The organism is Pseudomonas sp. HMSC065H01, from assembly GCF_001815235.1.
Taxonomy (GTDB): domain Bacteria; phylum Pseudomonadota; class Gammaproteobacteria; order Pseudomonadales; family Pseudomonadaceae; genus Pseudomonas; species Pseudomonas aeruginosa.
The window spans coordinates 1-11,604 of the sequence record NZ_KV819823.1; the positions used below are offsets into that span (position 1 = coordinate 1).

Here is an 11,604-nt window from a genome sequence, read left to right on the forward strand (position 1 = left end):
GGTAGACGGCAAAGAGTGCCCGATGACGCAGCTACTGCTTGCAGTGCGCCGAGGCGACCTGGAACTGGCACAACGCATCTGGTTCCGCGCATTCGAAGCAACGCTGATCGAGAACGCTGAACGACTGGTTAGGGAGAGACGAGTATGAGCATTGACTGGAACAAGGCACCAGAGGGTGCGACGCACTACAACCAAAAACTCGCCTACCCGTGGCTGAAGGATGGCGAGATACCGATGTACTTCTGCCCTCCCTTTTGGATGAGGTATTGCAACCCAGAAGAAGGCAAGTCCCTCATTGAAGATTCCGTTCCGCGGCTTGTGCCTACCTCATGGGACGGCCAAGGCTTTCCTCCGATTGGCATTGAGGCCGAGGCCATCTGGGACGGCGCCGATATTGCGTACTTTCGAGCCAAGATACTCGCTCACGACGAGGGCCGTGTCGTATTCCGTTGGTGCGAAGGCAAAAGAAAGGGGCAGTACGGGTCATATGCCGTTTTGAAATTCGGATCTCTTCCTGCTTTCCGCCCGCTCCGAACCCCTGAGCAGATCGCCGCCGAGGAGCGGGAGAAGGCAGTCGGTGATATGGCTATGTCAATTCAAGGAGTTCCATATCAGTACCCTACGCTTTACGCGCTATTTGACGCCGGCTACCGCCGCCAGGAGGAAGGGAAATGACAACCCCTATCGTGCAATCGATCAGTGATGAGCAATTGGCGGAGTTGGAAGAGTACTGCCACAAGAGGGCATTCGTCTGTTGTGGCAATTTCAAATCCGGGGCCGAATACATGAGCGCGCGCGAGGAAGTCTGCTGTAACGAGCCAGTGTTGACGGATGTAAATATCAACACTCCAGCAGAGGAGATACTTGGCCTGATCGCTCGCCTGCGCGCTGCTGAGGCTGATGCTAAGCGCTATCGGTGGTTGCGGGACAAGTCGGCGGACGCAGACGGGGTCTATCCGATGGTGTCGCTTACCGATGACTGTGGCGATCAGGTGTCTAACTGGCTTTTCGGGAAGGCCGTAGACAAAGCTGTTGATGAAGCAATGGAGAGCACGCCATGACCATCACCATAGACCTGAAAGAGGCCGCCCAAGTCCTGATCTTCGGCGGCTTTTTTGTGGGCAGCGTGTTCATGTTCGCCGTGGCGTTTGTTGAGGTGGCAGGGCTATGAACACCAGACGCACAGCAATCTGGCTAGGCAGCCTCTTCGGCGGCCTGCTGTACCTGTTCATTCTCGCAGCCGGCCCGATCTGGGGCGGGATCATCACCGCAGAATCTACGGCCACTGGCCAATAACCCCTCCCTTCACTGGCTGCGCATGCGCGGCGAGGATCATTCATGTCCGCAGAAAACCAACTGGTCGAAGTACCAGCCAAAGAAACCGCTCTGCAAGTCTACTCGGCAGCCAATGGCCTTGACCCGTTCCTGGCCAAGATTCGCGAGGAAATCGACGGCTTCGTGCCGGACGTTTCAACCCGCAAGGGCCGCGATGCCATCGCCTCCATCGCCTACAAGGTCGCCCGCTCTAAGACGGCGCTGGACAATGTAGGCAAGGAACTGGTCGCCGAGCTGAAGGAAGTGCCCAAGAAGGTCGATGCCGAGCGTAAGCGGATGCGCGATCTGTTGGATTCCTGGCAGGCCGAAGTGCGCAGTCCGTTGACCGAGTGGGAAGAGGCTGAAGCGGCGAGGGTTGCGCGTCATCAGGGCGAGATCGACAAGATAAACCTTCGCCTGGAATGCCGCGATCTGGATTCTATTGAACTCAAAGCCAACATCGCTTGGCTGGAAGGCCTGGCCATCAGCGAAGCCTGGGAAGAGTTCGAGGCAGAGGCTGCTCGCGCCAAAGATAAGGCTTTGATCGCTCTCCGGGAAGCCCTGGTTGCCCGTGAGAAGTTCGAAGCCGAGCAGGCCGAACTGGAACGCCTGCGCGCCGAAGCAGCAGCACGCGAGCAGAAAGAGCGCGAGGAGCGCATTGCCCGCGAAGCAGCAGAGCAGGCACGGCGTCAGGAAGAGGCCAAGGCCCAGGCAGAACGCGATGCCGCAGTACGCCGTGAAGCCGAAGCACAGGCCGCAGCAGAGCGCCGCGAACTTGAACTTAAGCTTGCCGCCGAGCGCGCCGAACGCGAAGCCATTGAAGCCAAGCAGCGCGCAGAACAAGCAGAGCGTGATGCGCAACGTCGCGCTGAAGAAGCCGCAGCGGCAGAACGCAAACGGCAGGCCGATGAGCAGGCCCGCATCGAACGCGAGGCTGCTGCACGCGAAGCCGACAAGGCGCACAAGAAAGCCATCAACAACGAGGCGCTGGCGGCTCTTATCGCCGGCGGCATGCCCGAGGAATGCGCCAAGCAGGCGATCACACTGATCGCTCAGCGCAAGGTTCCTCACATCACAATCAACTACTGAGGCCCATCATGAGCAACTCCATTGCACAGCGGCAGGAAGGTGCTGCCGTAATCCAAGCTGGTGAGTCGGCAACAATCCTTCAAGTGATCCAGCGTGCCGCTGCTGACCCTGCGTGCGACATCGAGAAGATGGAGCGGCTTATGGCCATGCACGAACGGATGCAGTCCCGCAGCGCAGAGGCTGAGTTCAACGCATCCATGGCCGCCATGCAAAGCGAATTGCCGAGCATTGCCGAGCGTGGCGCTATCACCGTCAACGGCCAAAAGCGCAGCAACTACGCGACCTTCGAAGACATCAACGACATCGTGAAGCCGATCATGCAGCGGTTCGGTTTCGCAGTGAGCTTCCGCGTCGAGACTGTTCAGACTGGCGTTTCGGTTACTGGAATTCTGATGCACTGCGCCGGACACCGAGAGCAGACGACGATGCTCGTTCCGCTAGACACAAGTGGCAGCAAGAACGCCGTTCAGTCTCTTGGATCATCGGTCAGCTACGGCAAGCGTTACGTGCTGTCCGCACTGCTGAACATCACCACTCGCGGCGAGGACGACGACGGCAACGCGGCTGTTCCGCCAAAGAAGCTCATTACCCAAGCTCAGGCGCAGCAACTGAAAACCCTTCTCTCCCAATGCCTTCAGGACACGCAAGAAGCCTTCGATGCTATGTACGGCTCTGCTGAGGGTGTCCCATCCGCCGACTTCGATGCGGCACTGGCACGGCTTACCAAGGCTCGCGAGCGCGCCAAGCGCTCCCAGGAGTGAATCATGCAGATCTTCAAGGACCTGGAGCAGGGCTCCCAGGAGTGGCTTGACGCGCGTCTTGGAATCGCAACCTGCTCCGAACTGGACGTGTTGATGGTTAACGGCAAAGGCCAGGCAGGGTTCGGCGTTGGCGCCTTCACTTACATGGACCGTCTAATTGGTGAGCGGATCACCGGAGCAGAGGCCGAGCCATGGCGTGGTAACGGTAGCAGCGCCAGGGGTCACAAGCTTGAGCCGGTTGTGCGCGACTTGTACTGCCTGCGCACAGATGCCGAGCCAGATCAGATCCAGCAGGCCGGGATCATTCTGAACCACGGGATCGGCTATTCGCCGGATGGGCTGGTCGGCGACAACGGCCTGATAGAGGTGAAAACCAAGGTACCGGAAAAGCTGGTGAGCGTGATCATCGCAGGCGAGCTGCCTTCTGAGCACGCGGCTCAGTGCTATGGAGGCCTTTGGGTTTCGGAGCGCGAGTGGATCGACTTCCTCGGCTACTGGCCAGGCATGCCACTTTGCATGGTGCGCGTCCACCGTGATGAGGCCTACATACGCAAGCTGTCCGAGCGAGTAAAGACCTTCTACGAACTGCTCGAGGAGCGCATGGAGAAGGTGCTGGGGTGGCAGCATGAGAACCGTACTCAAAGCCACATGCGGCAAACATTCCAAGGAAATCCCAGTTGAGCAGATCACCCACTTCGTCGCCGAGGATAAGTACGTCATCGCGTACTACGCGGATGGGTTCCTGCTGCTGCGCGACACGATCAGGGAACTGGAAACAGAGTTCTCCGACGAGTTCATCCGCACCCACCGTAAGGCCCTGGTTCGCCGGTCGCTGATCAGCATGTTCAAGCGCCGGCCCGACGACACCCAGGCCGGCGAAGTGCTGCTGCTCGGAACAGAGAACTGGATTCCCGTCAGCCGCAGTCACTCGGCACAGATCAAGTCGGCGATGGGTGCATGAGGGCCATGTCATGTACATCAAGAAAGACGTCATCGAGGTCATCAAGTACGCGGCGATGATGGCGGCCTGCTCTCGCCAGTCCTGGGGAATCTACCCCATGAACCAGGGCTACAAGGCCATGCCCTTCCGTGGCGACTATCACCGCGTCGTCGAAGTCTGCCATCCCTGACCGAACAGGAATAACCCCATGCACCAGCTAACAGCGCATCACCGCCCTGGCGGTGTGACGGTCACCGGCTGGCCCGAAGAAAGCCAGCTCATGACCCCAGACGACATTCTGCTATTCGCGAGAGCGGTGAGGCAGATAGCGATCAACCAGGCCCAGGGCGCCGAGGGCGTTCAGGTCTACCCGGAGGTGGATGATGGAAGTCAAGGCGAAGACCAAGCGTGACTCCGGCCTGCGCACAGCGGTGCTCCTTCTGAAGCGCGCAAACCGCTACGTCGGGGTCCACAACAGCATTGGCGCCATGGACCTCAGCACAGAGATTGTCGAATTCATCGCTGCTATTGAGCGGCAGGAGAAGGGATTGTGAGCAAGGAACTGAACAAGGCACCGGTAGAGCAGGCAGGCGGGGATGAGCTGGAGAAGTTCCTAGCCTGGGCCTGCAAGGAGTATGGAATTGAAGACAAGTATGATCTGAACGAAAACCACCACTCCATACGGGAAAACAAGAAGGGGTGGATGGCCCGCGCCGCCCTGGCGCAACCCTCCCCAGCGCAGACTCAACCCTCTCCGGCCCCAACCCTGCGTGCCGCCATTGATGTAGCCAACGACCGGTTCGAAGTGCCTGTAGCGAAGTGGGGGACCGATCTGGTAGGGGAAGAGGAGCGGCCGGAGGTAGCAGAAGTCGCGTTCGTCCTGCGCAACATCGGCGCTATGGACGCTGAAGACATCGACGGCGACAACGTTGATCTGCGCTTCGAGGATGCCGAAGGCCGCGATACAGGGTGCGACGTTTCCATCGTCGAGTACGCCGAGAAAGCCGCTGACCTATTCGAACAGCACGACCGCATCGTCGGGGAGCTGCGGGCGGATCGCGATTCGTGGGCAGAGCAGGCAGAGCAGCGCCTCGCGGACTGGGATGAAATGCGTAAAGAGCGCGACGCCGCCCTGGTCGAAGTCGAGCGCCTGAGTGAGTCCAAAGGTGACCCTGTTGGCAGCTTCGAAAAGTGCATGAAAGTGATGTACGAGCGCGACGAAAACGCTAAGCGGCTGGAAGTCGCCCTGGCCAGGGTCGCGGAGCTGGAAGGGAAGTTGACGGACTGGGTGCACGAAGGGTTCCGGCTCAACGAGGCGCTAGCGGTCGCCAAGGCTCAGCACAGCGTGCCGGATGACGACATGATCTTGCAGATTTTTGCCGATAATGCTGAGCACTCGGAACAAGGCGACGAGCATGGCTACTGTATCGTGCGCGAACAGCATGCTCAAGCAATTGCGCGAAAACTGCTCGCCGCCGCGCCCGGCAGCTCGGCTCAGCACAGCGTGCTGAAGGTTACTGGCGAAATGATCGTGGCTGCCCTTGACGCTTTCCGACCGGGCGAGTCCCCGTTCAAATCGATGGAAAGAGCATTGAACGCCGCACTTCGGAAGGCCGCCGCGCCCGGCAAGGAGGGGGTGTGATGGCCGTTTACGTCGACGACATGAACGCAACCTTTGGCCGCATGAAGATGTGTCACATGCTCGCGGACACGACCGAGGAACTGCTCGCAATGGCAGACAAGATCGGTGTTCAGCGGAAGTGGATTCAGCATGCCGGGACCATCAAGGAGCACTTCGATATCTGCCTGTCGAAGAAGTCAGCAGCTCTCGCAGCCGGGGCCGTGGCTATCACGTACCCCGACGGCGTAGCAGAGATCATGAAGAAGCGCCGAGCAGCCAGCAAGGAGGTAGGTCATGAGTGAGGTGAAGCGGTTCGACGTGCCGAGCATGCGCTCTTTGACCCAGGGCGAGCAGGCAGTAATGGGGTATGAGGTCGTCCTGGCCTCCGACTACGACGCCCTAGTCGCCAAACTAGCCATGGCCGAGGACGCAGCGGCAAAGGGAGATGCTGCCCGCCAGCAGTGCGGCGGCATGGAGATGGAGATCGAGGAGCTTCGCGCCGAACTCGCGACACTGCGCGCAAGGGTGGTGGTTGTGCCGGAGCGGAAGCTTCTAAATGCCGGCGTCCCAGGGCTAAATCGTAATAGCTGCTGGAACGCCTGCCTCGACGAACTGGCGCGCATCAACGGTATGACGGTCAGCGAGGGGCTTGTGCAGGGGATGGCCAAGTTCGCGCGCGAGATCATCTGCGGAGCCCTCGATGGCGGAAGCTTCGATGGGGCAGGCATACAGGAAAGCGCTGAACGCCATGGACTGATCGCCAAGCAGGTGATGAACGAGCCATGCCGCGGCCCAGAAGAGTACTGCGCATGCGCCTGGTCTACCTCGTTCCCGACTGAATGCTACCGGATAACGGCAGACCTTCGCGTCCTGCTCAACCAGGGCAAGGAGAACGGCAATGGCTGATAAGCTGTCCCTCGTCGGGTTCATCAGCGAATTAGGGATCAGTCGATCGCTCGCTGGTCGTTGCGGGCATGTATCAAGGGAGAGAACCGAGCGCAGGACCAAGGCACTCTACATGGTCCCGGATGGTCATGTGCCGGTCGCCGAGGACTTGCTGCGACGCATAGAGCGGGAGTGCCGCCGAGAGTCCGATTGGAACTGCGAAAACGTTCCGGCAGGCACGAAAGCAGCCACGACACGCGCGAAGAAGATGCTTGAGATTGCGAACGACCTGCGCGACCTGCTGGGCGAGCAGGAGGGAGGGACGCAATGAGCATGGAGTTCATCCGCAAGGCCTATGCCGTTCCATGCAAGCGCGGCGGCCAAGTCATTTACCGAGGGCGCGGCACCGAAGAGCGAGGGACAATCACAAGCGCCAAGGGCGCCCACCTCATGATCAAGCTCGACGGCGAAAGCAAGCCAAGGAAGTTCCACCCGACCTGGGAGTTGCAGTACCTGTCGGAGCAGGCATAGCCACCCATCGCCAACCACTGTACGCATATACAGCAATCTGGAAAATGTAGGCTCAACCTACCCGGATTGCATATGCGCACGAAACCCTTCCGCCCGCCTCAGCGGCATGAGATCGCCGGCCTTCGCTACTACCGCACTGCCTCGGCCTACAACTGGCTCGGGATCACGATGGCGCACCCGACCCGCGCAATCCAGTTGCTGCTCGAGCAGTGCGAGCCAGACGTGCTCTCGCCGATGTTCAACATCGAGATCGACGCGATCCTGCGCCAGGCCGACGAGTACGCGAAAACCGGACAGGTGCTAGAGCGCGAGCAACTGCGCGAAATGCTCATGCACCTGATCTCCAAAGCAGCGGGCGAATAACCCCAACGAACCCAACCGTATCCGCCCCCCCGGAGGACCAACTGTGGACAACGACAACGAAACCATATTGGCAGTGATAGTCATCGTTCTCTTCGTCCTGGGAATCTTCCGGGTCGTCGGGGACTTCCAGAACCTATACGAGCAGACCGAGTTGAAAGGACAGGAGTTGAGCAGATGGAGCAAGCAGTGAACAGGCGAGAGGTGACATTCCTCTCCGCAGTGGATGCCAGCAGGATCGAGACGCCGAGTAACGTGATCAGCATCGGCAGCAAGGGCGACTGGTATGCCTTTGCCTGCGATCACAAGCGCGTTCTGCGGCTGGAATTTGATGATGTAGACGGATACCTGGGAAGCGATGGTTTTCGGGTGTTCAGCCACATTGACGCCAAGCAGATCCACGACTTCGTGAACGAGTGTGGTGATGAACCGATCATCGTTCACTGCCAAGCAGGCATGAGCCGATCCGCCGCAGTCGCTAAGTTCCTGGCCGACAAGCGCGGCTACACCCTGAACCTGTCGAAGCCTTGCCTAGGCACCACGCAATTCTATAACCGCCATGTCTACGGAACGTTGAACCTCAACGATGCCGAAAGCATGAGCGCCTATTACGCCGAGATGGAGTTGGCCGACCGTCTGCGTGGCCACCCAAAGGAGTCCTGACCGTGCCTGACATGAGAGAAGAGTTTGAAGCTTGGCTACTGCGCGAGCATGGCCTTGAGTCGGAATGGCAGGATGAGCGCAACTGCTTCAAAGACTACTCGGCTCACCTTGCGTTCAAGGCCTGGCAAGCCAGCCGCGCGGCTCTGAGGGTGAGGCCGCCAAAGCCATATGGTAGCTCATCACTTGATGCTTATCCTGAGCTTGCCGAATTCAACCGAGGAATCAGGGAATGTCTAGCAGCCCTCCAGAAAGCCGGAATAGAGGTGAAGTGATGGATGAGCCACTTTTTAACGAACTGCTGGAAAGCGTAAAGCAGGCGGACCAGATCATGACCGACCACGCAGAGCTGCGGAGGCTTGCTGAGGACGTGATCCGAATTGAGCGGAGCGAGGATGAGCCGATCTCCGCTGCTTGGGATTTGTTCGATTCCGCCGCCAACCCCAAGACCATCCTCGCCCTGCTGGACGAGATCGACCAGCTCAAGGCGGAGAGCGACAGGCTGCGTCAAGGCATGAAAGGCGACTACGACATTGACGCATGGCTGGAATGGACGCGAGAGAAAGACCAGATCAAGGCGGAGAACGAGGTTCTGCGTGGGGCACTGAAGCAGTTCGCCGAGATGCTGAAAAGCATCAATGTGCCAATCGATCTTGACGAAATCATCAAAGGAACCAAGCCATGACCGATATCAACAAGCTGAAGGAATTGGCGGAGCGGTACATCGCCAATCCATCCGGAGCCGGCGGCGAAGACTCCGCATTCCGTGCCGCCGCCAATCCACAAGCCATCCTCAAGCTGATTGCCGAGGTTGATCTGCTGAGCGCTCGGCTCAAGGCGGAGAACTGCGCCCACAAGGACACGCAGAAACACTGCGAGTTGTTGGAGCAGTACTTGAAGGAGTGCGCAAGCGCCCTGCCTGGCACCTACTACATGGACCCTCCAGACGGCGGCAATGTCAGCATACCAGAGCAGATTCGGCGCATGGCGAAGGATGCCGCTCGCTACCGGTGGCTGCGAGAGCGAGACCTCGAAACGATCAGACAAGGCGGCGTATTCGCCGGGATGACCCCGGAGAACATCGTACTCAACCAGGAAGACCTAGACGCTGAAATCGACGCAGCCCTGGAAGGAGAAACGCAATGAACGACCGCGAGCTACTCGAACTGGCGGCGCGGGCGGCGGGCTATCAGTTCTCATACCCGTACCACTCCATCTCCATCCCGTTAATCCTGGCAGAGACTGGGCGGTGGCGACAATGGGACCCACGACACGACGACGGCGACGCGCTGAGGCTGGCAGTTCTGCTTAATCTGGAGATCCATAGCCCAAAGAGCAATCCGACAGTCATGTTTAGAACTGCTGAAAACGATGTCTTCTATCAGGACACGTGCATTCGACTAGCCATCGTCCGCGCCGCCGCCGAGATCGGCAAGTCTATGGGAGGTGGGGAATGAGCGAAACCGTAGAAGTGAAGATCTGGGATCTTGAGGGGGCAGCGCTTAATTGGGCCGTTGCAATGGCTGAAGGCGAAGAGGTCATTGTCCATGACATTGGACAGTACCGTTATGACGTGAGAGGCGGCATTCACTGCTGCAAATATGGCTGCACCTTTGGCCCTCGCTCGATTACTGAAGAAGTCGAGCGATACGAACCTTCGGACTCATGGGCTCAAGGCGGACCACTGATTGAAAAGCACCGCTTTGAATTCGAGTGGATCGGTAGCGACTGGCATGGCGAACCGCTGCGATTCTTCACAGCCTGCGGCTGCGATATGCCAGCTGATGCAGCATCGGCAGGTCCAACCCACCTAATAGCAGCCTGCCGCGCCATCGTTCGAGCGAAGCTGGGCGAAACCATCAACGTCCCAGCCGAACTCATCAAGTAACCCAGCCGGGCGCCACTAGCTCTCCCTGAGCTAACCCGGCTGGGCGTCTAAATCCTACCATCATGCCCTCCCCGGCAATAGCTGGGGCGGAGAGGTATTGTCTATGAGTACCGCAGAGCAAATCGAGTACGAAGACAAGGTGCCCGAACAGGTCATGGCGGCGCTGCTTGGGATAACCTACCGCGCCCTACAAACCAGACGGTCAAAGGGACAGATTCCAGAAGGCGTCTGGAACAAGGTCAACGGGAAAATAATCTACAGTCGACGGAGATACGACGAATGGCTCGAAAGCCTTTGGGTATGCCCACCGGGGTGGAAGTCATCGGCAACTCTATCCGTATCCGCTTCATGTGGAACGGAACAAGGAAGTGCGAAACACTCCCCTATCCCGCGACGCAAAAAGGGATTAAGACTGCATCCGGTCTTAGAGATCAGGTAGTCCAGGCAATCAAGCTGGGCATCATGGATGAAGCCCGGTATGCAGAGTTCTTCCCCGGGTCTGCGATTGCGGAATCGGTCAGCAGCCAAATCCCCCTGTTCGGTGAGCATGCTCAACTCTGGCTAGACAGCCGAGAGATCGTGCTTGGGACACGCAAGAACTACAAGAGCATCCTCAACCAATACTGGATGCCACATCTAGCAGTAGCCCGGCTTGATCAGATCACCCCTACCCTCTTGCGCCGAATCATCAGCAGCATCGAGTGGACGTCGCCAGGCGTGAAGCGAAACGCGATGTTCAAGCTGTCGACGATCCTAGATTCCGCTGTGAAGGACGGTCTGATCAAGAAGAACCCGATGGCGCCCCTTGAGAAGCCTCGGGTGTCTAAGAAACTGGTAGATCCATTCACCCGGGACGAGGCAGAACGCATCATCCAGCACCTGTACGCGACCCTTGGGAAGTACTCAAGGATCTACGCCGCACTGTACGAATTCCTGTTCTTCACTGGTCTTCGGCCTGGAGAGGCGTTCGCCCTTCGATGGGACGAGGTAGACGAAGAGGCACGACGTATTCATGTGTGCCGGATCGTCATAGATCGCGGGATCGAGGAACGCGTAAAGACCAAGCATGAGCGCGACGTGCTGCTCAATGATCGAGCATTGAATGCCCTGGTAGAGGCCAAGCGGATTGCGCGCCTGAGGCGCGTCGCATCAGTCTCGGAGTTCGCGGTCAGCCCGTTCGTATTCCCGCCCAGCAAAGGCGGGCTGTGGATCAAGGAGCCAAGTGTTACCATAAAGCACTTCCACGCCGCGCTTGATGCTCTATCCATCCGAAGGCGCCGGCAGTATGACACCCGCCACACATACGCGACCATGTGCCTGATGGCTGGCATGAACCCTGCGTTTATCGCTGGACAGCTAGGCCACAGCGTGCAGATGCTGCTATCGACCTATGCCAAGTGGCTGAACTCCGCCTCGGATTGGAGCGAGTTGGAGAAGCTACAGACCAGGGTTAAAACTGGTACGGAATTGGTACAGGAAGCAGAGGAAGGCGCGTAACCATCCCGCAAAGCCCCGCAGGACAATGCCTTGATATCTACAGCTAACATCACCATGC

22 protein-coding genes are annotated in these 11,604 nt (G+C 58.7%); all 22 read left to right on the plus strand.

Annotation, left to right across the window (positions count from 1 at the left end; translation table 11 throughout):
- The first annotated feature begins 144 nt into the window (after positions 1–144).
- The 22 genes from HMPREF3014_RS00325 to HMPREF3014_RS00410 all read left to right on the plus strand — a co-directional run bounded on the left by HMPREF3014_RS00325 (position 145) and on the right by HMPREF3014_RS00410 (position 11,546).
- A complete protein-coding gene (locus tag HMPREF3014_RS00325; RefSeq protein WP_023099012.1) occupies positions 145–675 on the plus strand; it encodes a hypothetical protein in 531 nt (176 codons plus the stop codon).
- Positions 672–1,061 carry a hypothetical protein gene (locus tag HMPREF3014_RS00330; protein WP_023099013.1) on the plus strand — a complete coding sequence of 130 codons (390 nt, stop codon included), beginning with the start codon at positions 672–674 and terminating at the stop codon, positions 1,059–1,061. The genes HMPREF3014_RS00325 and HMPREF3014_RS00330 overlap by 4 nt, the downstream gene beginning before the upstream one ends.
- A 277-nt stretch (positions 1,062–1,338) precedes the next feature.
- Positions 1,339–2,403 (plus strand): coiled-coil domain-containing protein, encoded by a 1,065-nt coding sequence (locus HMPREF3014_RS00335; RefSeq protein WP_070734367.1) that lies wholly within the window; start codon positions 1,339–1,341, stop codon positions 2,401–2,403.
- Positions 2,404–2,543: 140 nt separating this feature from the next.
- Positions 2,544–3,164 (plus strand): ERF family protein, encoded by a 621-nt coding sequence (locus HMPREF3014_RS00340; protein ID WP_014603745.1) that lies wholly within the window; start codon positions 2,544–2,546, stop codon positions 3,162–3,164.
- 3 nt (positions 3,165–3,167) lie between these two features.
- Positions 3,168–3,845 (plus strand): YqaJ viral recombinase family protein, encoded by a 678-nt coding sequence (locus HMPREF3014_RS00345; RefSeq protein ID WP_238577515.1) that lies wholly within the window; start codon positions 3,168–3,170, stop codon positions 3,843–3,845.
- Positions 3,790–4,125 carry a LytR/AlgR family response regulator transcription factor gene (locus HMPREF3014_RS00350; RefSeq protein WP_023099016.1) on the plus strand — a complete coding sequence of 112 codons (336 nt, stop codon included), beginning with the start codon at positions 3,790–3,792 and terminating at the stop codon, positions 4,123–4,125. Before HMPREF3014_RS00345 ends, HMPREF3014_RS00350 begins: the two co-directional genes overlap by 56 nt.
- 10 nt (positions 4,126–4,135) lie before the next feature.
- On the plus strand, positions 4,136–4,294 hold the full coding sequence (locus tag HMPREF3014_RS34560; protein ID WP_003088363.1) for a hypothetical protein: 159 nt from the start codon (positions 4,136–4,138) through the stop codon (positions 4,292–4,294).
- A 190-nt stretch (positions 4,295–4,484) separates the two neighbouring features.
- Positions 4,485–4,658, plus strand: a complete 174-nt coding sequence (locus tag HMPREF3014_RS34565) for a hypothetical protein (RefSeq protein ID WP_162958988.1) — start codon at positions 4,485–4,487, stop codon at positions 4,656–4,658.
- Complete coding sequence (locus HMPREF3014_RS34735) at positions 4,655–5,746, plus strand: hypothetical protein (RefSeq protein ID WP_070734369.1); 1,092 nt, start codon at positions 4,655–4,657, stop codon at positions 5,744–5,746. The genes HMPREF3014_RS34565 and HMPREF3014_RS34735 overlap by 4 nt, the downstream gene beginning before the upstream one ends.
- Positions 5,746–6,027, plus strand: a complete 282-nt coding sequence (locus HMPREF3014_RS00365) for a DUF4031 domain-containing protein (RefSeq protein ID WP_016852532.1) — start codon at positions 5,746–5,748, stop codon at positions 6,025–6,027. The genes HMPREF3014_RS34735 and HMPREF3014_RS00365 overlap by 1 nt, the downstream gene beginning before the upstream one ends.
- Positions 6,020–6,631, plus strand: coding sequence for a hypothetical protein (locus tag HMPREF3014_RS00370; protein WP_070734372.1), 612 nt, complete (start codon positions 6,020–6,022; stop codon positions 6,629–6,631). Before HMPREF3014_RS00365 ends, HMPREF3014_RS00370 begins: the two co-directional genes overlap by 8 nt.
- Positions 6,624–6,941 carry a hypothetical protein gene (locus tag HMPREF3014_RS34740; protein ID WP_023099021.1) on the plus strand — a complete coding sequence of 106 codons (318 nt, stop codon included), beginning with the start codon at positions 6,624–6,626 and terminating at the stop codon, positions 6,939–6,941. The genes HMPREF3014_RS00370 and HMPREF3014_RS34740 overlap by 8 nt, the downstream gene beginning before the upstream one ends.
- Positions 6,938–7,141, plus strand: coding sequence for a hypothetical protein (locus HMPREF3014_RS00380; RefSeq protein ID WP_023099022.1), 204 nt, complete (start codon positions 6,938–6,940; stop codon positions 7,139–7,141). The genes HMPREF3014_RS34740 and HMPREF3014_RS00380 overlap by 4 nt, the downstream gene beginning before the upstream one ends.
- A gap of 72 nt (positions 7,142–7,213) precedes the next feature.
- The gene (locus HMPREF3014_RS00385) at positions 7,214–7,504 is read left to right on the plus strand and encodes a hypothetical protein (RefSeq protein WP_023099023.1); all 291 of its coding nucleotides are present in this window, start codon (positions 7,214–7,216) and stop codon (positions 7,502–7,504) included.
- A gap of 43 nt (positions 7,505–7,547) precedes the next feature.
- The gene (locus tag HMPREF3014_RS34575) at positions 7,548–7,694 is read left to right on the plus strand and encodes a hypothetical protein (RefSeq protein ID WP_023099024.1); all 147 of its coding nucleotides are present in this window, start codon (positions 7,548–7,550) and stop codon (positions 7,692–7,694) included.
- The gene (locus tag HMPREF3014_RS00390) at positions 7,679–8,164 is read left to right on the plus strand and encodes a protein-tyrosine phosphatase family protein (RefSeq protein WP_023099025.1); all 486 of its coding nucleotides are present in this window, start codon (positions 7,679–7,681) and stop codon (positions 8,162–8,164) included. The genes HMPREF3014_RS34575 and HMPREF3014_RS00390 overlap by 16 nt, the downstream gene beginning before the upstream one ends.
- 2 nt (positions 8,165–8,166) lie before the next feature.
- Entirely contained in the window at positions 8,167–8,436 is a 270-nt protein-coding gene (locus HMPREF3014_RS34290) for a phiTE_015 family protein (protein WP_033969165.1), read from the plus strand.
- On the plus strand, positions 8,436–8,846 hold the full coding sequence (locus tag HMPREF3014_RS00395) for a hypothetical protein (RefSeq protein WP_023099026.1): 411 nt from the start codon (positions 8,436–8,438) through the stop codon (positions 8,844–8,846). The genes HMPREF3014_RS34290 and HMPREF3014_RS00395 overlap by 1 nt, the downstream gene beginning before the upstream one ends.
- Entirely contained in the window at positions 8,843–9,307 is a 465-nt protein-coding gene (locus tag HMPREF3014_RS00400; RefSeq protein ID WP_023099027.1) for a hypothetical protein, read from the plus strand. Before HMPREF3014_RS00395 ends, HMPREF3014_RS00400 begins: the two co-directional genes overlap by 4 nt.
- Positions 9,304–9,618, plus strand: coding sequence for a hypothetical protein (locus tag HMPREF3014_RS00405; protein ID WP_023099028.1), 315 nt, complete (start codon positions 9,304–9,306; stop codon positions 9,616–9,618). Before HMPREF3014_RS00400 ends, HMPREF3014_RS00405 begins: the two co-directional genes overlap by 4 nt.
- The gene (locus HMPREF3014_RS32870) at positions 9,615–10,049 is read left to right on the plus strand and encodes a phage protein NinX family protein (RefSeq protein ID WP_071536529.1); all 435 of its coding nucleotides are present in this window, start codon (positions 9,615–9,617) and stop codon (positions 10,047–10,049) included. The genes HMPREF3014_RS00405 and HMPREF3014_RS32870 overlap by 4 nt, the downstream gene beginning before the upstream one ends.
- 279 nt (positions 10,050–10,328) lie before the next feature.
- Complete coding sequence (locus HMPREF3014_RS00410; protein ID WP_023099029.1) at positions 10,329–11,546, plus strand: tyrosine-type recombinase/integrase; 1,218 nt, start codon at positions 10,329–10,331, stop codon at positions 11,544–11,546.
- Positions 11,547–11,604 lie beyond the last annotated feature (58 nt).

What these genes read in the sequence shown, in the direction of transcription:
- HMPREF3014_RS32870 (WP_071536529.1), top strand. Translation starts at nt 9,615, where the DNA reads ATGAGCGAAACCGTAGAAGTGAAGATCTGGGATCTTGAGGGGGCAGCG.
- HMPREF3014_RS00340 (WP_014603745.1), top strand. Translation starts at nt 2,544, where the DNA reads ATGGCCATGCACGAACGGATGCAGTCCCGCAGCGCAGAGGCTGAGTTC.
- HMPREF3014_RS00325 (WP_023099012.1), top strand. Translation starts at nt 145, where the DNA reads ATGAGCATTGACTGGAACAAGGCACCAGAGGGTGCGACGCACTACAAC.
- HMPREF3014_RS34565 (WP_162958988.1), top strand. Translation starts at nt 4,485, where the DNA reads ATGATGGAAGTCAAGGCGAAGACCAAGCGTGACTCCGGCCTGCGCACA.
- HMPREF3014_RS00330 (WP_023099013.1), top strand. Translation starts at nt 672, where the DNA reads ATGACAACCCCTATCGTGCAATCGATCAGTGATGAGCAATTGGCGGAG.
- HMPREF3014_RS00390 (WP_023099025.1), top strand. Translation starts at nt 7,679, where the DNA reads ATGGAGCAAGCAGTGAACAGGCGAGAGGTGACATTCCTCTCCGCAGTG.
- HMPREF3014_RS00335 (WP_070734367.1), top strand. Translation starts at nt 1,339, where the DNA reads ATGTCCGCAGAAAACCAACTGGTCGAAGTACCAGCCAAAGAAACCGCT.
- HMPREF3014_RS00350 (WP_023099016.1), top strand. Translation starts at nt 3,790, where the DNA reads ATGAGAACCGTACTCAAAGCCACATGCGGCAAACATTCCAAGGAAATC.
- HMPREF3014_RS34560 (WP_003088363.1), top strand. Translation starts at nt 4,136, where the DNA reads ATGTACATCAAGAAAGACGTCATCGAGGTCATCAAGTACGCGGCGATG.
- HMPREF3014_RS00400 (WP_023099027.1), top strand. Translation starts at nt 8,843, where the DNA reads ATGACCGATATCAACAAGCTGAAGGAATTGGCGGAGCGGTACATCGCC.
- HMPREF3014_RS00410 (WP_023099029.1), top strand. Translation starts at nt 10,329, where the DNA reads ATGGCTCGAAAGCCTTTGGGTATGCCCACCGGGGTGGAAGTCATCGGC.
- HMPREF3014_RS00385 (WP_023099023.1), top strand. Translation starts at nt 7,214, where the DNA reads ATGCGCACGAAACCCTTCCGCCCGCCTCAGCGGCATGAGATCGCCGGC.
- HMPREF3014_RS00345 (WP_238577515.1), top strand. Translation starts at nt 3,168, where the DNA reads ATGCAGATCTTCAAGGACCTGGAGCAGGGCTCCCAGGAGTGGCTTGAC.
- HMPREF3014_RS00370 (WP_070734372.1), top strand. Translation starts at nt 6,020, where the DNA reads ATGAGTGAGGTGAAGCGGTTCGACGTGCCGAGCATGCGCTCTTTGACC.
- HMPREF3014_RS34740 (WP_023099021.1), top strand. Translation starts at nt 6,624, where the DNA reads ATGGCTGATAAGCTGTCCCTCGTCGGGTTCATCAGCGAATTAGGGATC.
- HMPREF3014_RS00395 (WP_023099026.1), top strand. Translation starts at nt 8,436, where the DNA reads ATGGATGAGCCACTTTTTAACGAACTGCTGGAAAGCGTAAAGCAGGCG.
- HMPREF3014_RS00365 (WP_016852532.1), top strand. Translation starts at nt 5,746, where the DNA reads ATGGCCGTTTACGTCGACGACATGAACGCAACCTTTGGCCGCATGAAG.
- HMPREF3014_RS00380 (WP_023099022.1), top strand. Translation starts at nt 6,938, where the DNA reads ATGAGCATGGAGTTCATCCGCAAGGCCTATGCCGTTCCATGCAAGCGC.
- HMPREF3014_RS00405 (WP_023099028.1), top strand. Translation starts at nt 9,304, where the DNA reads ATGAACGACCGCGAGCTACTCGAACTGGCGGCGCGGGCGGCGGGCTAT.